Below are 22,103 nucleotides of genomic sequence, written 5' to 3' on the forward strand. Positions count from 1 at the left end.
GGCTCGGTCGCCTCCGGGCGCTTCGAGCCGGGCTCGCTGCCCCGACCGTGCTCGCCCCGCTCGTTCCTCGCGGGCCTGCGCACGCTCGCAGCTGTTCCCCCGGCGCGCCCTTCGGCTCACGCGCCGGGCTCCCGGGGTGACCGCCGAGGAGGGGGCCGTCGTTCGGGTCGGGGCGTTGTTCCGGTCTACGCCGCGTGGCCGCCGTCCACCGAGAACTCCGCGCCCGTCACGTACTCCGCGCCCGGGCCCGCCAGGAACGCCACCGTCGCCGCGACCTCGTCCGCCGTGCCGAAGCGGCTCAGGGCCGTCAGGGACGCCTGGTCCGCCGCGTACGGGCCGTCCGCCGGGTTCATGTCGGTGTCGACCGGCCCCGGGTGGACGATGTTCGCGGTGATGCCGCGGCCGCCCAGCTCTCGTGCCAGCGCCTTGTTCAGTCCGATCAGCGCCGACTTGCTCATCGCGTAGAGCGTGCCGCCGGGCCCCGGTACGCGCTGCGTCATGCACGAGCCGATCGTGATGATCCGCCCGCCCCGGTCCATCCGCGCGGCCGCCGCCTGGGCGGCGAGGAAGGCCCCTCGTATGTTCACCGCGAGGACCCGGTCCACATCCGCCAGAGCCAGCGACTCCAGCGGGGCGACCACCCCGACCCCGGCGTTGTTGACCAGGACATCGATCCTGCCGAGGGCGTCCGCCGCCCACTCCACCGCGCCCGCCGCGTCCCCGGCGTCCGATGCGTCGGCCCGCAGGGGAAGCGCCTTGCGGCCGGTCGCCTCGATCCGCGCGGCGACCTCGTTCGCCCGCTCCTCGCCGGTCACGTAGGTGAACGCCACGTCGGCGCCCTCCTCGGCCAGCCGGAGCGCCGTCGCGGCGCCTATCCCGCGGCTGCCGCCCGTCACCAGGACCGCCTTGCCGTTCATCGTGGACATCCCGAAACCTCCGTAAGAACACTGCCAAGTGGTTGCGGGTTCAATCGAACTCGGCGGGTCGTCACGGTGCTGGCGGCAATCGGACACCGACGCCCACCGATGAGTTCCGCCGAGCGGTGGAGTCGGAGCTTGTGAGACACGATGGACCGGGGGATCCCGGCAGAAGCGAAAGGGCAGCACCATGGGCAAGCTCTCCCTCACCCAGTTCGTGACGATCGACGGCGTCTACCAGGCACCCGGCGGGCCCGACGAGGACCCCAGCGGCGGCTTCGAGCACGGCGGCTGGTCCGTCCCGTACGGCGACGACGACTTCGGCGCCTTCATGGACGAGGTGTTCCAGCGGCCCGCCGCCTTCCTGCTCGGCCGCCGTACGTACGACATCTTCGCGGGCTACTGGCCGAAGCAGACCGACCCCGCCAACCCCGTCGCCTCGAAGCTCAACTCCCTCCCCAAGTACGTCGCCTCCACCACCCTCAAGACGGCCGACTGGGCCGGCACGACCGTCCTCGGCGGCGACGTCGTCAAGGAGGTGGCGGCGCTGAAGGACCGTCTGGACGGCGAGGTGCAGATGCACGGCAGCGGCGGCCTCGCCAAGTCCCTGCTGGCCGCCGACCTCATCGACACGCTCCACCTGCTCGTCTTCCCCGTCGTCCTCGGTACGGGCCTGAACCTCTTCGACGGCGCCCGGCCCACCGCCTTCCGCAACGTCGGGACCAGGACGACCGGCTCGGGCATCGCCATCAGTACGTACGAACTGGCGGGCCGCCCCGAGTACGGGAGCTATGTGTAGCCGAAACATGTAGCCGCCACCGGTTTCTCCGGGTACGGTGATCGTCCCGCGTGCGAGCCGCCGAAGTCTCCACCCCGTCCGACGAGTTGGAGCAGGCCCGCGATGACGTCGATTGCCGCTTCCGTACCCCTTCGCGCCCCGCGCCGCGCCTGGCTCACCGACCTCCCGGTGCTGCTCGTCGCCGTCGTCTGGGGCGCCAGCTACCTCGCGGCCAAGGGCATCACCACCACCCACACGGTCGTCGCCGTCCTGGTCCTGCGGTTCGCCGTCGTCCTGCCCGCCCTCGTCGTCGCCGGGTGGCGGGGGCTGCGGGCGCTGACCGCCCCCCAGTGGCGCGGCGCCGGACTTCTCGGCCTGATCCTCAGCGGGATCTTCCTCCTGGAGACCTACGGAGTCGTCCACACCTCCGCCACCAACGCGGGCCTGATCATCAGCCTCACCATGATCTTCACGCCGCTGGCCGAGGCCGCCGTCACCAGGACCCGGCCGCCCCGCGCCTTCCTGGCCGCCGCCGGGCTCTCGGTGGCCGGCGTGGTGCTGCTGACCCAGGGCGGAGGCTTCACCACCCCGTCCCTCGGCGACCTGCTGATGCTGCTGGCCGCCTTCGCCCGGACCGTGCACGTGCTGGCCATGTCCCGGATCAAGGCGGTCGAGGGCGCCGACTCGCTCTCCCTCACCACCGTCCAACTCGGCTCCGCCGTCGCCGTCTTCGCCCTGCTCGCCGCCGCCCCCGGCACCGGCGCGTCCCCCTGGTCGGTGGCGCTCGACTTCGGCCCGCGCGAATGGGCCGGGCTGCTCTTCCTCTCCGTCTTCTGCACGCTCTTCGCCTTCTTCGTGCAGATGTGGGCCGTCCGCCGCACCTCCCCCTCGCGCGTCAGCCTCCTGCTCGGGACGGAACCCCTGTGGGCCGCGGCCGCCGGCATCGCGATCGCCGGTGACCGGCCCGGTGTGCTCGGCATCGCAGGCGCCGTTCTCGTCCTCGCGGGGACGAGTTGGGGCCGTCGAGCCGCGGACGAGGGCGGCCGGTAGGTTCTTGCGCCATGCGTTCACTCTCGTACGACATAGAATTCCGCGCCCGCGCACGGCGCACCCAGGGATGGGGACTCGGGCTGCTGGCCCTCGCCGGACTGATGTGGATCTGGCTGGCCGTGCTGATCTTCTCGCCGTACGAGGCCGAGTGGGACGGCCGGAGCAAGGACTGTGTCTCCCGCTGGAGCAGCGAGAACCTGCACAACAGCGACAGCAGGTGCGTCGACGAACGCGACTGGCCCGAGCTCCTCGCCGTGCTCGGCGGCTCGGTTCCCCTCGCCGTCGTCGGCAGCGTCCTCTACACCAGCGGTTCGGTCTCCCACCGCATGGCCGAGCACCTCGCCGAGGTCACCCGCCTCACCGAGGCGAGCGCCTGACCCGGACCCGCGCGTAGCGGTCGGCGACGCGCCGCCCGGCGGCAAGGTACGGGGCGAGGTCAGGGACGCTCGGAGAACTGCAGCACCCCGCCGACGGCGAAGCACACCGCTCCCGCGAGCGTGCCCCAGTTCGCGATGTCGACATTGAGCAGATTCCCGGTCGCCGGCCGGGTGAAGGCGGCCAGTGCCGACACCATGAAGAGGACCGACCCCAGCTGGTTGATCGCGACGATCCACCAGGCCAGGTCGTGCGCGCGCACGCGCGGCCTGCCGTGGCAGACCTCGACCAGGGCGAGGTGCCCCGAGACCAGGAACAGGGTGCACCCCACCATGTCGGGGGCCCAGACGAGCCGGTTCATCTGATGCACCGAGAGTCCCTGGAGCAGGGAACTCAGCAGATTGACGCCGAACACGAGCGTGCCGGCGAACAGCAGGAAGGTGCTGAGCCAGTCGATCCGGGCCGGTTCGTAGCGCCACCACGACCAGGGCCGCGCGGTGAGCCTGCCCGCCTCGCCGTCCCGGCGGGGTGTGTTGATGCTCTGGAGGAGTGAGGCGTACCCGCCGGTGTTGAAGAACAGGCCGCCGGTGAAGTAGATCCAGGCGCTCGTCACGTCGCCCGGGCCGAACTGCGCCAGTCCGGCTCCGAGGGCGAAGAGCGCGCCGCCGACCGTGAACGCGCCCGCAGCGATGGCGTTCAGCCTGCGCGCGCGGGCGACGGCCACCGCGTCCGCCCGTCGGGTGCGGGCTTCCGCCTCGCCCGTGGCCCGTACGGTCAGCCGGGCTCGTTTGCGGGCCAGGCGGGACTCCCAGACCGCGGTGCCCCCGTCCCGTGGTCGCCAGGTGAGCCGGGTCGTGAACGGTCCCGCACCCTCGGCGTGCTCCTCGGCTCTGCCCACCCGCCGACTGTATCCCGTTGGCGACAAAGGGCGCCTTTCGGGCATGCGCTAGGTCAGCACGTTGACGGCGCGGGCGACGACGAGGCCGAGGATGAGCAGGGAGACGAGCGACTGCACCGCCATGGCCATCTTGGCCCAGGGGGCCAGTGGCATGACGTCCGTCGGGCTGAAGGCGGTGGCGTTGGTGAGCCCGAGGTAGAGGTAGTCCACGAAGCGCGGACGCCAGCCGGGGGTGGCGAGCTCGGGGCTGAGCTGCTGGGGGAAGGCGAGCGCCGGAGCGGCGGGCATGTGGTGGGCGCGGGCCGCCGCACCACCGCAGTCGAGTTCGAAGTACAGCAGGGAGAAGGCGAGGACGGTGCCGGCCCAGACGGTCCCGCCGGTCTGCAGCAGACTCGCCGCGGAGGCGGTCTCCTTCCCACCGTGGATGATGTCGTCCGTCAACTGGACGGTCGACCAGACGGCGCCGAGCGCCAGGACACCGACCAAGGCGATCGACACGGCGCGCAGGGCGGCCGAGCGGCGGTCGATCCGGCCCGGGTCTCCCGCGATCAGCGCAAGCAGGAGCAGGCCTTCGATGCTGGGGAGCACCCAGCTGGGGGCCAGCCGAAGGGCGTCGGGGAGCAACAGGGTCAGCGTCATCGCGGCCACGACGGCGGTGGCCATCGGCCAGCGGGCCTCGCCGGCGACCTCGTCCTGCCGCTGCGGCCCCGCAGGGGGGTCGGTGGCGTGCTGTCGGCTCACGTCGGTAGCCCCCTGTCGGTGTCGCCACCACCCCACTACACCTCCGACGGCCGCGCAGCGCCCGGGATCCGTCCGGGTCAACCGAGCGACCGGAACGGCGGATGTCGCGTCAGGTGCGCCGCTTGGTGTCGGCGATCATGACGATCGCGAAGCCGACCACCGCGATCGCGATATTGGTGAGGATCTCCCGGCCCTCCAGGAACGAGACGTTCTCCGTCAGGAACCGGGTGAACCCCATGAACGGGAACCAGCCCGTCAACTCGCGCAGCACCCCCGCGATGCCGCCGATCAGCACCACACCGCCCACGAACTCCAGAATCTTCTTCATGGGCCGATCCTGGCGTCGCGCTCCTCGCGCCCGCGTCGGCCGGTGGGACAGAGCCGGTGCTACCGAAGTCTCGTACCGCGCGACTTTGGTAGCCATCGGCCGTTCCGACCCGGCCCCGCCCCCCTGACGTGCGTACTTTGGTTCGTATGACTCGTACGGACCGCTACGCCTGGCTGCTGCCCTCGGCCATGGCCGACCCTCCGGCCGACGCCCCACCCGGCCGCAGGCCGCGCCGCACCGTACGCGACTGGGTCGTCGACACCACCCTGTTCCTCCTCGCGGTCCTCTTCGGCATGATCGCGGCCGACGCCACCGACGACCTGAACAGCCACGCCGTCGCCGTGGCCGACCAGGTCGTCGGTGCCGCCGCCTGCTGCGCCCTCTGGCTGCGCCGTCGCTGGCCCGTCGGCCTCGCGGTCGCGCTCAGCCTCGTCAGCGTGGCCGCGCCCCTCGCCGGCGGCGCCTTCCTCGTGAGCCTGTTCAGCCTCGCCGTCCGGCGGCCCTTCCGCCAGGTCGCCTGGGTCGGCGCGCTCTCCCTCGCCGGCACCACCGCCCAGGTCTTCGTGCGCCCCGACCCCGCCACCGGGACCGTGCCCGGGATCCTCATCGGCTTCATCCTGGTCCTGCTCATGACCGCCTGGGGGATGCTCGTACGGTCCCGGCGCCAGCTCGTCGAGGCCCTGCGCGAACGCGCCCGGCGCGCCGAGGCCGAGGCGGAGCTGCGCGCCGAGCAGGCCCAGCGACTCGCCCGCGAGGCCATCGCCCGCGAGATGCACGACGTCCTCGCCCACCGGCTCACCCTGCTCAGCGTGCACGCCGGAGCGCTGGAGTTCCGGCCCGACGCCCCGCCGGAGCAGGTCGCCCGCGCCGCCGGAGTCATCCGGGACAGCGCCCACGAGGCCCTCCAGGACCTCCGGCAGATCATCGGCGTCCTGCGCGCCCCGGGCGAGGGCGCGGAGGGCGACCGGCCGCAGCCCACCCTCGCCACGCTCGACGCGCTGGTCGCCGAGTCCCGCGAGGCCGGTACGAAGGTCGTCCTCGACTCCACGATCGACGATCCGGAGGCGGTCCCCGCCTCCACCGGCCGCACCGTCTACCGGATCGCGCAGGAGGGCCTCACCAACGCCCGCAAGCACGCCCCCGGCAGCGAGGTCACCCTCACCGTGCGCGGCCGTCCGGGCGACGGACTGACCATCGACGTCCACAACCCGGCCCCCACCGGACCCGTCCCGCACGTCCCCGGCTCGGGTCAGGGACTCATCGGCCTCACCGAGCGCGCCACCCTCGCCGGCGGGCGCCTCGACCACGGCCCCGCCCCCGGCGGGGGGTTCGCCCTGCACGCCTGGCTACCGTGGCCCTCATGACCATCCGTCTGCTCGTCGTCGACGACGACCCCCTGGTCCGCGCCGGCCTCACCTTCATGCTCGACGGCGCCGACGACATCGAGATCGTCGGCGAGGGCACCGACGGCCGGGACGTCCCCGACCTCGTCGCCCGCCTCGCCCCGGACGTCGTCCTGATGGACATCCGGATGCCGCACGTCGACGGCCTCACCGCCACCGAACTGCTGCGCGCCCGCCCCGACGCCCCCGAGGTCGTGGTCCTCACCACCTTCCACGCCGACGAGCAGGTGCTGCGCGCCCTGCGCGCGGGTGCGGCCGGATTCGTCCTCAAGGACACTCCGCCCGCCGAGATCGTCGCCGCCGTGCGCCGCGTCGCCTCCGGCGACCCGGTGCTCTCGCCGGCCGTCACCCGCCAGCTGATGAGCCACGTCACGGGCCGGCCGGAGCAGCCGAGGAGCGCGACCGCGGCGGGCAGGCTCGCCGAACTCGCCCAGCGCGAACGCGAGGTCGCCGTCGCCGTCGGCCGCGGGCAGTCCAACGCCGAGATCGCCGCCGCCCTCTACATGAGCGTGCCGACCGTCAAGACCCATGTCTCACGGATTCTCGCCAAACTCGGCCTCAACAACCGTGTCCAGATCGCGCTTCTCGTCCACGACGCCGGCCTCCTCGACGAAAACGACACCGCCTAGGGTGGGGCGATGTCCGTCATCGAACTGGGGGAGTGGGGCGCGGACTTCACCGCGAATCCGTATCCCTACTACGCGAAGCTCCGCGAGAGCGGTCCCGTCCACCACATCCGTATGCCCGACGGCTGGGAGTTCTGGCTCGTCGTCGGACACGAGGAGGGGCGGGCGGCCCTCGCCGACCCGCGTCTGGTGAAGTCGCCGTCCGTCATCGGCGTCGTCCCGGTCGACGAGGAGGTCATCGGCCCCAACCTGCTCGCCGTGGACGCACCCGACCACACCCGGCTGCGCAAGCTCGTCGCACGGGAGTTCACCGGGCGGCGGGTGGAGGCCCTGCGTCCCCGCATCCAGGAGCTCGCCGACGGACTCGTCGACGCCATGGCCCCGGCGGGCCGCGCCGATCTCGTGGACTCCTTCGCGTTCCCGCTGCCCATGACCGTCATCTGCGAGCTCCTCGGTGTCCCGGCGGCCGACCGGGACTCCTTCCGGCACTGGTCGAACGAGCTGGTCGCGCCGGCCACCGGAACCCCCGCGCGGGAGGTCGTCGAGGGCTTCGGCGCGTACCTCGACGATCTCATCGAGGACAAGCGGGCCTCCGGTCCCCAGGACGACCTGCTCTCCGCGCTGATCGCCACGCGCGCCGAGGACGGCGACCGGCTCTCCCTGCCCGAACTACGGGCGATGGCATACCTGTTGCTCGTCGCGGGGCACGAGACCACCGTCGGTCTGATCACCAACACGATGCGGGCCCTGTTCGCCCACCCCGACCAACTCGCCGAACTCCGAGCCGACTTCGGGCTGCTCGACGGGGTGATCGAGGAAGGGCTGCGCTACGACGGGCCTGTGGAAACCACCACCTTCCGGATCGCCAAGGAGCCGACCACCGTCGGAGGCACCGACATCCCGGCCCGCTCCGCCGTCTTCGTCTCCCTCGCGGCCGCCGACCGCGACCCGAACCGCTTCCCCGAACCGGACCGCTTCGACATCCGCCGCGAACCGCGCGGCCATATGGCCTTCGGGCACGGCATCCACTACTGTCTCGGCGCACCGCTCGCCCGTCTCGAGGGCACCATCGCGATCCGGACACTGCTGGAACGATTCCCGCGGCTGGAACTCGACCCCGAGGGCGCTCCTTGGGAGTGGATGCCCGGCCTGCTCGTCCGCGGTGTGCGCCGCCTTCCCGTCCGGTGGTGACCCCGATGACCGATCCCTCGCACGACCTCGACCTCGACCTCGCGCGGAAGGTCCTGGACGCCCAGCCGTTCAGCCGGCTCGTCGGCGCCCGGATCACCGCCTTCGGCGACGGCGCGGCCACGCTCGAGGTCGACCTCCGCGAGGAGCTCCAGCAGCAGAACGGGTTCGCGCACGGCGGTGTGCTCTCGTACGCCGCCGACAACGCGCTCACCTTCGCGGCCGGCACCGCGCTGGGCGCGGCCGTGCTGACCGCCGGCTTCTCCATCCAGTACGTCCGCCCCGCGCGGGGCCGCACGCTCGTCGCCCGCGCGAGCGTGGTCCACGCGGGACGACGGCAGGCCGTGGTCCGGTGCGACCTGCTGACGGTGGACGAGGCGGGCGACGAGACCCTGTGCGCGGTGGCACAGGGAACGGTCCTCTCGGCGAACGGCTGAGGGGACGCGCTACGACATGATCTCGGCGTAGGACGGGATCCGGCCCACGACGGGATCCCGACGTAGGGCTGGATCCAGCGCTACGACATGATCCCGACGTAGGACTGGATCCGGCCCACGACGGGATCCCGCTCTACGACGGGATCTCGGCGAGCGCGACAGGTCGGCGCTCGCGCCGTGAGCGCTCGCAGGCCTCCGCGATCCGCAGGGCCTCAAGCGCCTCGCGGCCGTCGCACGGATTGGGTGCCTCGCCGCGGACCAGCCGGACGAACGCGTCCAGTTCCGCCTCGTACGCGGGGGCGAACCGCTCCAGGAAGCCCGGCCAGGGCTTGACCGGGGCGGGCGGTCCCGAGGGCTCCACCGAGGTGAGCGGGGTCCGGTCGTCCAGGCCGACGGCGATCTGGTCCCGCTCGCCCGCCAGCTCCATCCGGACGTCGTAACCGGCGCCGTTGCACCGGGTCGCCGTCGCGGTCGCGAGCGTGCCGTCGTCCAGGGTGAGCACCGCCGCCGCGGTGTCCACGTCGCCCGCCTCGCGGAACATCGCGGGGCCCGCGTCCGAGCCGGTGGCGTACACCTCGACGACCTCCCGCCCGGTCACCCAGCGCAGTATGTCGAAGTCGTGCACCAGGCAGTCCCGGAAGAGACCGCCGGAGAGCGGCAGATACGCGGCGGGCGGCGGGGCGGGGTCGGAGGTGGCCGCGCGTACGGTGTGCAGGCGGCCGAGCCGACCCGTCCGCACGGCCTCGCGGGCGGCGGCGTACCCGGGGTCGAAGCGGCGCATGAAACCGAGCTGGAGCTCCGTGCCCGCGGCCTCGACCGCCCGCAGCGCACCGAGCGTGCCGGGCACGTCCAGGGCGATGGGCTTCTCGCAGAAGGCGGGCAGTCCGGCACCCGCCGCACGGCCGATCAGCTCGGCGTGGGCGGCGGTGGCGGAGGCGATGACGACGGCGTCGAGGGCGTGGTCGAGGAGGGCGTCGACGGTGGGCGCCGCGCCGGCGCCGATCGCCCCGGCGACCTGAGCGGCCCGGGTGGCGTCCGCGTCCGCCACGACAAGCGATTCGACCTCCGGATGGCGGGCGAGCACGCCCGCGTGGAAAGCCCCGATACGTCCCGTTCCGATCAGTCCGATGCGCATGGCCCCCAAGGTGGTGCCGAACGGAGACCCTGTCAAGGATTTGTCAGGACAATCGGACTTCACCACTTCCTGTCATCTTCTCCTCGGGCTACGCTCCCGTCCGTGTCCAAGCCGCCGTCGTCCGCCTCGCTGCCACCCTTCTCCGTGGACCGCACCAGCCCGGTCCCGCTCTACTACCAGCTCGCCCAGCAGCTGGAGGCGGCGATCGAGCAGGGGGTCCTGACCCCCGGAAGCCTGCTCGGCAACGAGATCGACCTCGCCACCCGGCTGGGCCTGTCCCGCCCCACCGTCCGCCAGGCCATCCAGTCGCTGGTCGACAAGGGCCTCCTGGTCCGCCGGCGGGGCGTCGGCACCCAGGTCGTGCACAGCCAGGTCAGGCGCCCGCTGGAGCTCAGTAGCCTCTACGACGACCTGGAGGCGGCCGGCCAGCGCCCCGCCACCCGCGTTCTCGCCGACCGCGTGGAACCCGCCACCGCCCGGGTCGCCGCCGCCCTCGGCGTGCCGGAGGGCAGCGACGTGCGGTACGTGGAGCGGCTCCGCTCCGCGCACGACGAGCCGATGGCGTATCTGCGCAACCATCTGCCGGCCGGACTCCTCGACCTGGACCCCGGACAACTGGAGACCACCGGCCTCTACCGCCTCATGCGCGGCGCCGGTATCACTCTCCACAGCGCCCGCCAGACCGTGGGCGCCCGGTCCGCCACGGCGGCCGAGGCGGACCTGCTGACCGAGGAGGAGGGAGCCCCGCTGCTCACCATGGAACGCACCACCTTCGACGACACCGGTCGTGCCGTCGAGTTCGGATCGCACCTCTACCGGGCCTCCCGGTACTCCTTCGAGTTCCAGCTCCTGGTGCGCCCCTAGCCGTACACCCGCCCCGCGAAGATCCGCGCGATCCCCATGACCGATACTGCAATGCACGCAGAAGGACACAAAGGAGGGCACGGCCTCGTGACCAGGCTTCGGACAGGAGGGGTACGCGCCGCAGTCGGCGCCGTGCTCGCGGTGGCGCTCACCGCCGCACTCGCCGGGTGCAGCAGCACCGGCGGGAAGCGCGCGGAGGACGCCCGCAAGGCGGCCGCGGCCCAGGGGAAGGCGGCCGTGAACACCCCCCGGTGGACCTTCGCCATGGTGACCCACTCGGGCGACGGCGACACCTTCTGGGACATCGTCCAGAACGGCGCCGAGCAGGCGGCCGTGAAGGACAACATCAACTTCCTCTACGCCCACAGCGACGAGGCGCAGCAGCAGGCGCAGCTCATCGACTCGTACATCGCCAAGGGCGTCGACGGACTCATCGTCACCCTCGCGAAGCCCGACGCGATGAAGACCGCCGTCGAGAAGGCGGTCAAGGCCGGAATCCCGGTGATCACCGTCAACTCCGGATCCGAGCAGTCCAAGGCCTTCGGCGCGCTCACCCACATCGGTCAGGACGAGACCGTCGCGGGGGAGGCCGTCGGTGAGGAGCTGGACAAGCGCGGGAAGAAGAAGGCGCTGTGCGTCCTCCACGAGCAGGGCAACGTCGGCCACGAGCAGCGCTGCGCCGGGGCGAAGAACACCTTCGGCGGTGACCTGCAGAACCTGTACGTCGACGGCACCAACATGCCCGACGTCCAGGCGTCCATCGAGGCCAAGCTCCAGTCCGACCCCGCCATCGACTCCGTCGTCACCCTCGGCGCGCCGTTCGCCGACGCCGCCGTCCAGGCGAAGAAGACAGCGGGCTCTGAGGCCGAGGTCGACACCTTCGACCTCAACGCCAAGGTCGCCTCCGCGCTCTCCGCGGGCACCCTCGGCTTCGCCGTGGACCAGCAGCCCTACCTCCAGGGCTACGAGGCCGTCGACCTGCTCTGGCTGTACAAGTACAACGCCGACGTCCTCGGCGGCGGCAAGCCGGTCCTCACCGGCCCCCAGATCATCACCAAGGACGACGCCGAGGCACTGAAGGGCTACACGGAGCGGGGCACTCGATGAGCGCGACCGCCCCGTCCGACCTCGACCACGTCGACGAGCGGCTGCTGCGCACCTCCCCGCTGAAGAAACTGCTGGCCCGCCCCGAGCTCGGCTCGGTGGTCGGCGCGGCGGCCGTCTTCCTCTTCTTCTCGCTGATCGCCGACAGCTTTCTGCGCGCCTCCAGCCTCGGCACGGTCTTCTACGCGGCTTCCACCATCGGCATCATGGCGGTGCCCGTAGCGCTGCTGATGATCGGCGGGGAGTTCGACCTCTCGGCCGGCGTGATGGTCACGACCTCGGCGCTGATCTCCTCGATGTTCAGCTACCAGATGACCGCGAACGTCTGGGTCGGCGTCGGGGTCTCGCTGGTCGTCACCCTCGCCATCGGCGCCTTCAACGGCGTCATGCTGACCCGGACCAAGCTGCCGAGCTTCATCATCACGCTCGGCACGTTCCTCATGCTGACCGGACTGAACCTCGGCTTCACCAAGCTGATCAGCGGCACGGTCTCCACCAAGTCGATCGCCGACATGGAGGGCTTCCCCTCCGCCAGGAAGCTCTTCGCCTCCCAGCTGACCATCGGCGACGTCGAACTCAAGGTCACCATTCTGTGGTGGATCGGCCTGGTCGCGGTCGCCACCTGGATCCTGCTGCGCACCCGCTTCGGCAACTGGATCTTCGCCGTCGGCGGCGGTGCCGACGCCGCCCGCGCGGTCGGCGTCCCGGTCGCCAGGACCAAGATCGGCCTCTACATGGGCGTGGCCCTCTGCGCCTGGATCTCCGGCCAGCACCTCCTCTTCTCCTTCGACGTCGTCCAGTCCGGAGAAGGCGTCGGGAACGAGCTGATCTACATCATCGCGGCCGTCATCGGCGGCTGTCTGATCACCGGAGGCTACGGCTCCGCCATCGGCTCGGCGGTCGGCGCGTTCATCTTCGGCATGACCAGCAAGGGCATCGTGTACGCGGAGTGGAACCCGGACTGGTTCAAGTTCTTCCTGGGAGCGATGCTCCTGCTGGCGACCCTGCTGAACGCCTGGATCCGCAGGCGCGTGGAGGCAACCAAATGACCACCCCCCAGCCCACCGCCCCGGCGCCCGCACTCGTCGAGCTCGACGACGTCAGCAAGTACTACGGCAACATCCGCGCCCTCGAAGGGGTCTCCCTGGAGGTCCACGCGGGCGAGATCACCTGCGTCCTCGGCGACAACGGGGCCGGCAAGTCCACCCTCATCAAGATCATCGCGGGGCTGCACCGGCACGACGCCGGCACCTTCCGGATCGAGGGCGAGGACATCGCGCTCTCCAGCCCGCGCGAGGCCCTGGACCTCGGCATCGCCACCGTCTACCAGGACCTGGCCGTCGTCCCCCTCATGCCGGTCTGGCGGAACTTCTTCCTCGGCTCCGAGCCCACCAAGGGCGCCGGACCCTTCAAGCGCCTCGACGTCGAGCTCATGCGCGAGACCACCCGCACGGAGCTGCTGCGCATGGGCATCGACCTGCGCGACGTCGACCAGCCCATCGGCACCCTCTCCGGTGGCGAGCGCCAGTGCGTGGCCATCGCCCGCGCGGTGTACTTCGGCGCCAAGGTCCTGGTCCTGGACGAGCCGACCGCCGCCCTCGGCGTCAAGCAGTCCGGAGTGGTCCTGAAGTATGTGGCCGCCGCCCGTGACCAGGGCCTCGGAGTGGTCCTCATCACCCACAACCCGCACCACGCCTATCTCGTCGGCGACCGTTTCATCCTGCTCAAGCGCGGTGTCATGTCGGGCAGCCACACCAAGGATTCGGTCACCCTGGACGAGTTGACCCGGCAGATGGCGGGCGGCAGCGAGCTGGAGGACCTCCGTCACGAGCTGGAGCGCCCCACCGCGCCGTAGCCCCCGCGCCGCCGTCGCAACCCGCCTCCCGACACCGCACCTGGCAGAATCGAGCCGATGAGTACCTACCGCGATCTGACCCAGCGCGGGGCCACCCGAGGCGCCGCGCTGCGGACCGTCGGCTCCCGAGAGCGGCGCTCCCACCTGACCGCGCCCCGGGTGCCCACCGTCGGCATCGACATCGGCGGTACGAAGGTCATGGCCGGCGTCGTCGACGCGGACGGCACCATCCTGGAGAAGGTCCGCACCGAGACCCCCGACAAGTCCAAGAGCCCCAAGGTCGTCGAGGACACCATCGTCGAGCTGGTCCTGGACCTCTCCGACCGGCACGACGTGCACGCCGTCGGCATCGGCGCGGCCGGCTGGGTCGACGCCGACCGGGCCACCGTCCTCTTCGCCCCGCACCTCGCCTGGCGCAACGAGCCGCTCCGCGACTCCCTGCAGTCCCGGCTGGCCGTCCCCGTCATGGTCGACAACGACGCCAACACCGCCGCCTGGGCCGAGTGGCGCTTCGGAGCCGGACGGGGCGAGGATCACCTCGTCATGATCACCCTCGGTACCGGCATCGGCGGGGCGATCCTGGAGGACGGCCGGGTCAAGCGCGGCAAGTACGGGGTGGCCGGCGAGTTCGGCCATATGCAGGTCGTCCCCGGCGGCCACCGGTGCCCCTGCGGCAACCGCGGCTGCTGGGAGCAGTACAGCTCCGGCAACGCCCTGGTCCGCGAGGCCAGGGAACTGGCCGCCGCCGACTCCCCGGTCGCGTACAACATCATCGAGCGGGTCAAGGGGCACGTCCCCGACATCACCGGCCCGCTCATCACCGAGCTGGCCCGCGAGGGCGACGCCATGTGCGTCGAGCTCCTCCAGGACATCGGGCAGTGGCTCGGCGTCGGCATCGCCAACCTCGCCGCCGCCCTCGACCCCTCCTGCTTCGTGATCGGCGGCGGCGTCAGCGCCGCCGACGACCTGCTGATCGCGCCCGCCAGGGACGCCTTCCGGCGCCACCTCACCGGCCGCGGCTACCGCCCCGAGGCCCGGATCACCAAGGCCCAACTCGGCCCCGAGGCCGGCATGGTCGGCGCCGCCGACCTCGCCCGGCTCGTGGCCCGCCGCTTCCGCCGTGCCAACCGCCGCCGCGCCGAGCGCCACGAGCGGTACGAGCGCTACGCCCAGGCACTGCGCGGCGGCACCGAAGGACGCACCTCCCGCACCACCCAGGACCCGGATTCATGACCGTTCCCTCCCCGACCACCTCACCCGAGCAGGAGACCAAGCTGCCGGAGGACAGGCGCCACATGATCCGCCGCCGCTGGCTGACGGCGATCATCATCGTCCTGCTCGTCGGCATCCCCGCCGGCTATCTGGTGATCTCCGCCGGCCAGAGCCGCGACAGCGGTCGCGACAAGGAGCGCGAGTCCTCGGCCACCGGGCTGGTCGACAACTGGCCGTCGCTGATGAAGCGCCGCGTCTTCGAGGTCCCGGTCCCCGCGGGCAGCACCGGGGTCGCCTACTACGAGACCAGCAACTGGAAGACCAGTCGGCTGTACGTCCAGTTCACGACGAACGGCGGCGGGCTCGACACCTTCCTGAACGACGTCGGCTCCAGCCGCTCCGAGCTGGTCCCCGGCGAGGTCACCATCGGCGAACGCGACGCCGCCATCGCGGGCTGGGACTTCACGACGGACCAGAACTGGTCCGGCACCACCGTCCGCAAGGACAAGCCGCGACCCAGCCAGGACATCACCGTCGACCTCACCGACCCCGCCGCCCCGAAGGTGTTCGTGGTCTCCACGACCACGCCGTGACGGTCCCGGTCGTCGGGAGGTGCGCGACCCGAAGCCGGCCCGCAGCGCGGCCTCGTCCAGCGCGAAGCCGTCGTCCCCCGAGACCAGGGGTACGGTCACCAGCCGGGCGCCGGCCAGGTCGGCGCAGGCGGAGTAGGCGTCGTAGCAGGGTTCGAACGTGAGGACCTCGTCCCCCGGGTCGCAGAGGGCGAGCAGGGCGGCCGACAGCGCCTCGGTGGCACCTGAGGTGACGACACCTCGGTGTCCGGCCGGTACCGGACACCCGTGGTGCGCCGCCGGTAGGAGGCCACCCTCCTGGGCGTCGCGCGGCGCCACTCGGTCGGCGCTCGCCCGGGAGGCGCCGGTCCCGCCACGGGAGCAACCGCGAGGGGCAGCCGGGACCCGGCTGCCCCTCGCCGCGTTGCCGCAGCCGCGAAGAGCCGCCCTGCGCCGACGAGGCGCGCCGGTTCCACAGGCCCCGCCTGGAAGGGCTTCCCTCGGAGATGAGAGGGTCTGGCGAGTGAGTGAGACACTGACGAACACCCTGCAATACCGCCTCGACGGGCGAGAAGACGCTCCGGTACTGGTGCTGGGCCCCTCACTGGGCACCACATGGCACATGTGGGACCGCCAGATACCCGAGCTCACCCGTCAGTGGCGCATCGTCCGTTTCGACCTGCCGGGGCACGGCGGGGCACCCGCGCGACCCTTCACCTCCGTCGCCGAGCTGGGCGACCGCCTGCTCGCCACGCTCGACGAGCTGGGCGTCCAGCGCTTCGGCTACGTGGGCTGCTCCATCGGCGGCGCGGTCGGCCTCGACCTCGCCCTGCGGGCGCCCCATCGGGTCGCCTCCCTCGCCCTGGTCGCCGCCTCGCCCCGGTTCGGCAGCGCCGACGAGTTCCGCCAGCGCGGTGTGATCGTCCGGACCAACGGCCTCGAACCCATGGCCCGCACCGCCCCCGAGCAGTGGTTCACCCCCGCCTTCCGCGCGGCGCAGCCCGCGATCGTCGAGTGGGCCGTGCAGATGGTCCGCACCACCGACCCCGGCTGCTACATCGGTGCCTGCGAGGCGCTCGCCGGCTTCGACGTACGGGAAGCCCTCGGTCGCATCGGCATCCCCGCCCTCGTGCTCGTCGGTGCCGACGACCAGGTCACCGGACCCGCCGAGGCCCGCACGCTGGTCGCCGGGATCGCCGACGCCCGGCTCGCCGTCGTCCCCGGCGCCTCCCACCTCGCCCCGGTCGAGCAGCCCGCCGCCGTCACCGAGCTGCTCACCAGCCACTTCGCCGGGATCGTGCACGACACGCAGAGCGCCCTGCCCGCCTTGGCGATGCCGCCCGTCTCCGCCCCGGTCGTGCCCGTCGCCGAGATCGCGCCCGCCGAGCCGGCGGGCGAGGAGCAGGGGGACGTGCGGCCCGACCCGTACGACCACGGCGTCAAGCTGCGCCGCGAGATCCTCGGCGACGCGCATGTGGACCAGGCCTTGGACGACGAGTTCGGCGCCGACCTCCAGGCCCTCGTCACCCGCTACGCCTGGGGCGAGGTCTGGAGCCGCGAGGGTCTGGACCGTCGCACCCGCAGCTGCGTGACGCTGACCGCGCTGATCGCGGGCGGCCACCAGGACGCGCTCGGCGACCACACCCGGGCCGCCCTGCGCAACGGTCTGACCCCGGACGAGATCAGGGAGGTCGTGCTGCAGACCGCGGTCTACTGCGGGCTGCCGGCGGCCGAGAGCGCCCTGCGTGTGGTGGGACGGGTGATCAAGGAAGAGACCACCCCCCAGGCGTAGGCTGACCGGGCCCCGTCCGGCCCGTCGTGAGGTGGAGTCCCGTGAAGCTGACGAAGAAGTCGCACGCCTGTGTCCGTCTGGAGAAGGACGGGCGGACGCTCGTCATCGACCCGGGCGGCTTCAGCGAGGAGGACTCGGCGCTCGGCGCCGACGTCCTGCTGGTCACCCACGAGCACGCCGACCATTTCGACGAGGACCGGCTGCGGGCCGGCCTGGAGTCCAACCCGGCGGCCGAGATCTGGACGCTGCGCAGCGTCGCGGAGAAGCTCTCGGCCGCCTTCCCCGGCCGCGTCCACACCGTCGGCCACGGCGACACCTTCAGCGCGGCCGGCTTCGACGTCCAGGTCCACGGCGAGCTGCACGCGGTGATCCACCCGGACATCCCCCGGATCACCAACGTCGGCTTCCTCGTGGACGGCTCCGTCTTCCACCCGGGCGACGCGCTGACCGTCCCCGACCACCCGGTGGACACGCTGATGCTGCCGGTGATGGCCCCCTGGAGCAAGATCTCCGAGGTCATCGACTACGTACGCGAGGTGAAGCCGCGCCGGGCCATCGACGTCCACGACGCCCTGCTCACCGACCTCGCCCGGCCCATCTACGACCGGCAGATCGGCGCCCTCGGCGGCACGGACCACGGCCGGCTGACGCCGGGCGACTCGACCGAGCTGTGATCCACCGGCCGCGGGGCGGGTGACTGTCACACCCCGCCGTTAGGCTTGCGCTCATGCGCATCGCGACCTGGAACGTCAATTCGATCACCGCCCGCCTGCCCCGACTCCTGGCCTGGCTGGAGAGCACCGGCACGGACGTGCTGTGCATCCAGGAGACCAAGTGCACCGTCGAGCAGTTTCCCGCCGACGAGCTGCGCGAGCTGGGGTACGAGTCGGTGGTGAACGCCACCGGACGGTGGAACGGCGTGGCCCTGCTCTCCAAGGTCGGTCTGGAGGACGTCGTCACCGGCCTGCCGGGCGGGCCCGACTACGAGACCGCGCAGGAGCCCCGGGCGATCGCCGCGACCTGCGGCCCGGTCCGTGTGTGGTCGGTCTACGTGCCCAACGGCCGTGAGGTGGCCCACGAGCACTACGCGTACAAGCTCCGCTGGCTGGAGGCGCTCCAGGCGGCCGTCGCCGAGGACGCCGCGGGGGAGCGGCCGTTCGCCGTCCTGGGCGACTACAACATCGCGCCGACCGACGACGACGTCTGGGACCGGGCGGCCTTCGAGGGCCTCACCCACGTCACCGACCCGGAGCGGGCCGCGCTGGCAGGACTGCGCGAGACGGGCCTCGCCGACGTGGTCCCGCGGCCGCTGAAGTACGACCACCCCTTCACGTACTGGGACTACCGCCAGCTCTGCTTCCCGAAGAACCGCGGGATGCGCATCGACCTGGTGTACGGCAACAAGCCGTTCGCCGACGCGGTCAAGGACAGCTATGTCGACCGCGAGGAGCGCAAGGGCAAGGGCGCGTCCGACCACGCACCGGTCGTCGTCGACCTGGACGTCTAGGAGCCCGCCCCACGGCCCTGGGCCCAGGCGGCGTTCCAGCCGGCCAGTTCGGCCGGTCGGTTGGTGATGACCGCGTCGGCGCCGAGCGAGTCCAGGGTCTTCCAACGGTCCGCGGTGTCGACCGTCCAGACCATCACGGCCACGCCCGCCGCATGGAGCTTCGCCACGGTCTCGGGGTGGGCCGTCAGCTGGCCGAAGGCCGGGTTGTAGGCGCTCAGCCCGAGCTCTTCGGCGACCGCGACCGGGTCGGGGTCAAGCGTGTCGCGCAGCAGGCCGAGGGGGAGCTCGGGGGCCAGCGCGCGGGTGTGTCGCAGCGCCTCGGGGTCGAAGCTCTGCACCAGCACCCGGTCGGCCATGCCGTGGTCGCGTACCTCCTTGACGATCCGCGCCACCTGCTCGCGGCTGTGACTGCCCTTGATCTCCAGGACCAGGTTCCCGCCCCGAAGACGCAGATCGTCCAGCTGGGCGGCGAGGGTGGGGACCCGTGCGCCGGTGAACGCGGGGGCGAACCAGGAGCCGGCGTCGAGCCGGTTCAGCTCCCTGGCGGTCAGTCCGCGGATCGGCCCGGTCCCGTCGGTGGTCCGGTCCACCGTGGCGTCGTGGAGGATGTACGGCACTCCGTCCCGGCTCGGCTGGACGTCGTTCTCGATCCACCGGGCGCCGCCCCGGCGGGCGACCTCGTCGGAGAGCAGCGTGTTCTCGGGCGCGGCGGAGGAGGCGCCCCGGTGGGCGATCACCGTCATTGGCGAGCCGGGCGCCCGCAGGAAGGCATTCGCGGCACGCTGCTCGGCGCCGGCCCGGCCCTGGCCCGAGTCGGGCGCGGCGGCGGGCGGTGCTTCCCGCGCCGTCAGAAACGCGACGGTCGAGGCGCACGCGAGGGCGATCACGAGCGAGACGGCGGCGGTGCGCCGGCCACGTCGCGGGCCGGCCGGCGGGGTCTGGGGCTCTGGCATGGGCATCACCTTATGGCCGGGCCCGCACCGGGGACGCAACGGCCCGCCCGGGCCGGGACGATCTCCGCGCGCCGGGTGGTGCCACCGGAGGGTGAAATGCGACGCTGGTCGGATGAACATCCCGTTCCTGGACATCTGGCGCAAGCGGCCCGAGGCCGATCAGTCCCCCTTGGCCGCGGCCTTCGACCGTGATCCGGAGGGGGTGGGTGAGTTGCTCGCCGAGTGCGAGCTGCTGCGCGCCAGGGCTCAGGCCGCGGGGGTGAGCCTGGACGACACCGCGCGCTCACTGATGGCGCTCGACCAGCTTCCGCCGCGTTGGCGGGACGATCCGGAGGAGCTGCCCTGGGTGGGCAATGACGCCGGGCTGTACCTGGGCACGGTCATCGTGCGGACGGTGCCGGGGGCGGCCTGGCAGGTGTGGCCGGGAGGCCGGCCGGTGGTCCGGCTGGCCTCGGGACGGGAGATCGACGTGGTGACGGCGGGGCTCGACTGGGCCGTCGGCGGATCGCCGGAACTCTCCCAGGTGTACGGGGAGGCGGCCGAGTTCTGAGCGGCCCCGACGAGGCCTCGGATCACCTCTCTGCAGTAAATACGGCTAATGCCGTTTTCATGCGTGTCTGGCATGAAGTCCCTTTTTGTGGTGGATAGTTTGCGCTGACCTCGACACAGCTGAGAATTGGGGCAGGGCAGCGTATGGCCGTCGTCGATCCGTTGATCGAGCTGCGTGACGTCAACAAGCACTACGGCACATTGCACGTTCTGCAGGACATCCGCCTCACCGTCGGCCGCGGGGAGGTGGTGGTGGTCATCGGACCGTCCGGCTCGGGCAAGTCGACGCTCTGCCGGGCCATCAACCGACTGGAGTCCGTGGAGACCGGCGACATCCTCATCGAAGGACAGCCCATCCCCGCCGAGGGGAAGGCGCTCGCCCGGCTGCGGGCCGAGGTCGGCATGGTCTTCCAGTCCTTCAACCTCTTCGCGCACAAGACCGTCCTCGCCAATGTCTCCCTCGCCCAGATCAAGGTTCGCAAGCGCAAGAAGGAGGAGGCCGACCGGCGTTCGCGCGAACTCCTCGACCGGGTCGGGCTCGCCGCCCACGCCGACAAGTTCCCCGCCCAGCTCTCCGGTGGTCAGCAGCAGCGCGTCGCGATCGCCCGCGCGCTCGCCATGGACCCCAAGGCCCTCCTCTTCGACGAGCCGACCTCCGCCCTCGACCCCGAGATGATCAACGAGGTCCTGGAGGTGATGCAGCAGCTCGCCCAGGAGGGCATGACCATGGTCGTCGTCACCCACGAGATGGGCTTCGCCCGCTCCGCCGCCAACCGTGTCGTCTTCATGGCCGACGGCCGCATCGTCGAGGACCGCGCCCCCGAGGAGTTCTTCACCAGTCCGCGCAGCGAGCGCGCCAAGGACTTCCTGTCCAAGATCCTCAAGCACTGAGCGGGGGCGGGACATGCACCGTGCGCGACGCACTCTCACGGTCCTCGCGCTGCTCGCCTCCGCCGTGACCGCGCTGGCCGCCTGCGGCAAGGAGGGCAGCCCGCCCGTCAAGGGCCCGCAGCCCGACGAACTCCCGGTCTACCAGGTCCAGTCGGCGTTCCAGCTGCCCGACTCCCCGACCTGGCGGAAGGCGAAGCAGCGCGGCCGCCTGATCGTCGGCGCCAAGGAGGACCAGCCCTACATGGGGGAGAAGGACCCGGCCACCGGACGGTACTCGGGCTTCGACATCGAGATCGCGAAGATGATGTCGGCCTCGCTCGGCTTCGACCCGGCCTCGATCGAGTTCCGGACCATCGCCTCGGCCAATCGCGAAACCGCCCTGCAGAACGGCCAGATCGACTACTACGTCGGCACCTACACCATCAACGACAACCGCAAGAAGCTCGTCGGCTTCGCCGGCCCCTACTACATGGCAGGACAGTCGCTGCTCGTCCGCACCGACGAGAACGACATCCACGGACCGCAGGACCTCGACGGCAAACGCGTCTGCTCGGCCGCCGGATCAACCCCGTACCAGCGCATCGAGAAGGACTACCCGAAGGCGGACCTCGTCGCCTACGACACCTACTCCGTCTGCGTCGACAACCTGCTCACCTACCAGGTCGACGCGGTCACCACCGACGACACGATCCTCATGGGCTACGCGGCCAAGGTGCCCGACGAACTCAAGGTCGTCGGCAAGCCGTTCTCGAAGGAGCCGTACGGCATCGGCGTCCCCCACAGCGACAACGCCCTGCGCTTCGCCCTCGACGACGCCCTCGCCGTCCACGAGAGGAACGGCGACTGGAAGAAGGCGTACGACGCGACCCTCGGCCTCTCCGGAGTCCCCGCCCCGCAGCCGCCCGCCATCGACCGCTACCCGGCGAGCTGA

The 22,103-nt window shown here is 71.7% G+C and carries 25 protein-coding genes and 1 pseudogene; 19 read left to right on the plus strand and 7 right to left on the minus strand.

The window, feature by feature from the left end; all coding sequences use genetic code 11:
* Positions 1 to 185 precede the first annotated feature (185 nt).
* Positions 186 to 926: an SDR family oxidoreductase gene (locus ACZ561_RS36665; protein WP_471003878.1), complete on the minus strand. Its 741-nt coding sequence runs from the start codon at positions 924 to 926 to the stop codon at positions 186 to 188.
* A gap of 181 nt (positions 927 to 1,107) precedes the next feature.
* Between ACZ561_RS36665 and ACZ561_RS36670 the strand changes: the two genes are divergently transcribed.
* From ACZ561_RS36670 to ACZ561_RS36680, 3 genes are all read left to right on the plus strand, one after another.
* Positions 1,108 to 1,716, plus strand: coding sequence for a dihydrofolate reductase family protein (locus ACZ561_RS36670; RefSeq protein WP_471003880.1), 609 nt, complete (start codon positions 1,108 to 1,110; stop codon positions 1,714 to 1,716).
* A gap of 102 nt (positions 1,717 to 1,818) precedes the next feature.
* A complete protein-coding gene (locus ACZ561_RS36675; protein WP_471003882.1) occupies positions 1,819 to 2,745 on the plus strand; it encodes a DMT family transporter in 927 nt (308 codons plus the stop codon).
* A gap of 11 nt (positions 2,746 to 2,756) precedes the next feature.
* The gene (locus ACZ561_RS36680; protein WP_471003884.1) at positions 2,757 to 3,122 is read left to right on the plus strand and encodes a hypothetical protein; all 366 of its coding nucleotides are present in this window, start codon (positions 2,757 to 2,759) and stop codon (positions 3,120 to 3,122) included.
* 59 nt (positions 3,123 to 3,181) lie between these two features.
* Here the strand turns inward: ACZ561_RS36680 and ACZ561_RS36685 are convergent, their stop codons facing one another.
* From ACZ561_RS36685 to ACZ561_RS36695, 3 genes are all read right to left on the minus strand, one after another.
* The gene (locus ACZ561_RS36685; RefSeq protein ID WP_471003886.1) at positions 3,182 to 4,018 is read right to left on the minus strand and encodes a hypothetical protein; all 837 of its coding nucleotides are present in this window, start codon (positions 4,016 to 4,018) and stop codon (positions 3,182 to 3,184) included.
* 48 nt (positions 4,019 to 4,066) lie between these two features.
* Complete coding sequence (locus tag ACZ561_RS36690; protein ID WP_471003888.1) at positions 4,067 to 4,759, minus strand: hypothetical protein; 693 nt, start codon at positions 4,757 to 4,759, stop codon at positions 4,067 to 4,069.
* A 109-nt stretch (positions 4,760 to 4,868) separates the two neighbouring features.
* Positions 4,869 to 5,087 carry a hypothetical protein gene (locus ACZ561_RS36695; RefSeq protein ID WP_471003890.1) on the minus strand — a complete coding sequence of 73 codons (219 nt, stop codon included), beginning with the start codon at positions 5,085 to 5,087 and terminating at the stop codon, positions 4,869 to 4,871.
* Between the two features lie 146 nt (positions 5,088 to 5,233).
* Here ACZ561_RS36695 and ACZ561_RS36700 point away from each other — a divergent pair, with 146 nt between their 5' ends.
* Genes ACZ561_RS36700 through ACZ561_RS36715 form a run of 4 tightly spaced genes read left to right on the plus strand, consistent with a single transcriptional unit; the run spans position 5,234 to position 8,741 of the window.
* Positions 5,234 to 6,451 (plus strand): sensor histidine kinase, encoded by a 1,218-nt coding sequence (locus tag ACZ561_RS36700; RefSeq protein ID WP_471003891.1) that lies wholly within the window; start codon positions 5,234 to 5,236, stop codon positions 6,449 to 6,451.
* The gene (locus tag ACZ561_RS36705) at positions 6,448 to 7,119 is read left to right on the plus strand and encodes a response regulator transcription factor (RefSeq protein ID WP_376430697.1); all 672 of its coding nucleotides are present in this window, start codon (positions 6,448 to 6,450) and stop codon (positions 7,117 to 7,119) included. The genes ACZ561_RS36700 and ACZ561_RS36705 overlap by 4 nt, the downstream gene beginning before the upstream one ends.
* Before the next feature lie 9 nt (positions 7,120 to 7,128).
* Complete coding sequence (locus tag ACZ561_RS36710) at positions 7,129 to 8,307, plus strand: cytochrome P450 family protein (RefSeq protein WP_471003894.1); 1,179 nt, start codon at positions 7,129 to 7,131, stop codon at positions 8,305 to 8,307.
* Between the two features lie 5 nt (positions 8,308 to 8,312).
* Positions 8,313 to 8,741 (plus strand): PaaI family thioesterase, encoded by a 429-nt coding sequence (locus ACZ561_RS36715; RefSeq protein ID WP_471003896.1) that lies wholly within the window; start codon positions 8,313 to 8,315, stop codon positions 8,739 to 8,741.
* A gap of 133 nt (positions 8,742 to 8,874) precedes the next feature.
* Here ACZ561_RS36715 and ACZ561_RS36720 read toward each other — a convergent pair whose 3' ends face one another.
* Positions 8,875 to 9,876, minus strand: coding sequence for a Gfo/Idh/MocA family oxidoreductase (locus ACZ561_RS36720; protein WP_471003898.1), 1,002 nt, complete (start codon positions 9,874 to 9,876; stop codon positions 8,875 to 8,877).
* A gap of 144 nt (positions 9,877 to 10,020) precedes the next feature.
* Here ACZ561_RS36720 and ACZ561_RS36725 point away from each other — a divergent pair, with 144 nt between their 5' ends.
* From ACZ561_RS36725 to ACZ561_RS36750, 6 genes are all read left to right on the plus strand, one after another.
* Positions 10,021 to 10,740 carry a GntR family transcriptional regulator gene (locus tag ACZ561_RS36725; protein WP_471003970.1) on the plus strand — a complete coding sequence of 240 codons (720 nt, stop codon included), beginning with the start codon at positions 10,021 to 10,023 and terminating at the stop codon, positions 10,738 to 10,740.
* Between the two features lie 87 nt (positions 10,741 to 10,827).
* Positions 10,828 to 11,847: a sugar ABC transporter substrate-binding protein gene (locus ACZ561_RS36730; RefSeq protein ID WP_471003900.1), complete on the plus strand. Its 1,020-nt coding sequence runs from the start codon at positions 10,828 to 10,830 to the stop codon at positions 11,845 to 11,847.
* Entirely contained in the window at positions 11,844 to 12,893 is a 1,050-nt protein-coding gene (locus ACZ561_RS36735) for an ABC transporter permease (RefSeq protein WP_471003902.1), read from the plus strand. The genes ACZ561_RS36730 and ACZ561_RS36735 overlap by 4 nt, the downstream gene beginning before the upstream one ends.
* A complete protein-coding gene (locus ACZ561_RS36740) occupies positions 12,890 to 13,699 on the plus strand; it encodes an ATP-binding cassette domain-containing protein (RefSeq protein WP_471003904.1) in 810 nt (269 codons plus the stop codon). Before ACZ561_RS36735 ends, ACZ561_RS36740 begins: the two co-directional genes overlap by 4 nt.
* A 57-nt stretch (positions 13,700 to 13,756) precedes the next feature.
* Entirely contained in the window at positions 13,757 to 14,932 is a 1,176-nt protein-coding gene (locus ACZ561_RS36745; RefSeq protein ID WP_471003906.1) for an ROK family glucokinase, read from the plus strand.
* Complete coding sequence (locus ACZ561_RS36750) at positions 14,929 to 15,504, plus strand: hypothetical protein (RefSeq protein WP_471003908.1); 576 nt, start codon at positions 14,929 to 14,931, stop codon at positions 15,502 to 15,504. Before ACZ561_RS36745 ends, ACZ561_RS36750 begins: the two co-directional genes overlap by 4 nt.
* A 48-nt stretch (positions 15,505 to 15,552) precedes the next feature.
* On the opposite strand, the pseudogene ACZ561_RS36755 reads toward ACZ561_RS36750, so the two are convergent.
* Positions 15,553 to 16,104 (minus strand): annotated as a pseudogene (locus ACZ561_RS36755) (aminotransferase class I/II-fold pyridoxal phosphate-dependent enzyme); the annotation flags it as partial.
* On the opposite strand from ACZ561_RS36755, the gene pcaDC reads away from it, so the two are divergent.
* From pcaDC to ACZ561_RS36770, 3 genes are read left to right on the plus strand one after another with little or no spacing between them, the layout of a single operon-like run.
* On the plus strand, positions 16,004 to 17,272 hold the full coding sequence (pcaDC, locus tag ACZ561_RS36760) for a bifunctional 3-oxoadipate enol-lactonase/4-carboxymuconolactone decarboxylase PcaDC (RefSeq protein ID WP_471003910.1): 1,269 nt from the start codon (positions 16,004 to 16,006) through the stop codon (positions 17,270 to 17,272). The pseudogene ACZ561_RS36755 and the gene pcaDC sit on opposite strands and share 101 nt — an antisense overlap.
* A 41-nt stretch (positions 17,273 to 17,313) precedes the next feature.
* Entirely contained in the window at positions 17,314 to 17,946 is a 633-nt protein-coding gene (locus ACZ561_RS36765) for an MBL fold metallo-hydrolase (RefSeq protein WP_471003912.1), read from the plus strand.
* 53 nt (positions 17,947 to 17,999) lie between these two features.
* The gene (locus ACZ561_RS36770) at positions 18,000 to 18,779 is read left to right on the plus strand and encodes an exodeoxyribonuclease III (RefSeq protein WP_471003914.1); all 780 of its coding nucleotides are present in this window, start codon (positions 18,000 to 18,002) and stop codon (positions 18,777 to 18,779) included.
* Here ACZ561_RS36770 and ACZ561_RS36775 read toward each other — a convergent pair.
* On the minus strand, positions 18,776 to 19,732 hold the full coding sequence (locus ACZ561_RS36775) for a glycerophosphodiester phosphodiesterase (protein WP_471003915.1): 957 nt from the start codon (positions 19,730 to 19,732) through the stop codon (positions 18,776 to 18,778). The two genes, ACZ561_RS36770 and ACZ561_RS36775, sit on opposite strands and share 4 nt — an antisense overlap.
* A 112-nt stretch (positions 19,733 to 19,844) precedes the next feature.
* On the opposite strand from ACZ561_RS36775, the gene ACZ561_RS36780 reads away from it, so the two are divergent.
* The 3 genes from ACZ561_RS36780 to ACZ561_RS36790 all read left to right on the plus strand — a co-directional run bounded on the left by ACZ561_RS36780 (position 19,845) and on the right by ACZ561_RS36790 (position 22,103).
* Complete coding sequence (locus tag ACZ561_RS36780) at positions 19,845 to 20,282, plus strand: DUF6278 family protein (RefSeq protein WP_471003916.1); 438 nt, start codon at positions 19,845 to 19,847, stop codon at positions 20,280 to 20,282.
* Between the two features lie 143 nt (positions 20,283 to 20,425).
* Entirely contained in the window at positions 20,426 to 21,172 is a 747-nt protein-coding gene (locus ACZ561_RS36785) for an amino acid ABC transporter ATP-binding protein (protein ID WP_471003917.1), read from the plus strand.
* Between the two features lie 13 nt (positions 21,173 to 21,185).
* Complete coding sequence (locus ACZ561_RS36790; RefSeq protein ID WP_471003918.1) at positions 21,186 to 22,103, plus strand: glutamate ABC transporter substrate-binding protein; 918 nt, start codon at positions 21,186 to 21,188, stop codon at positions 22,101 to 22,103.

It is taken from the genome of Streptomyces sp. NPDC039609 (assembly GCF_055596705.1).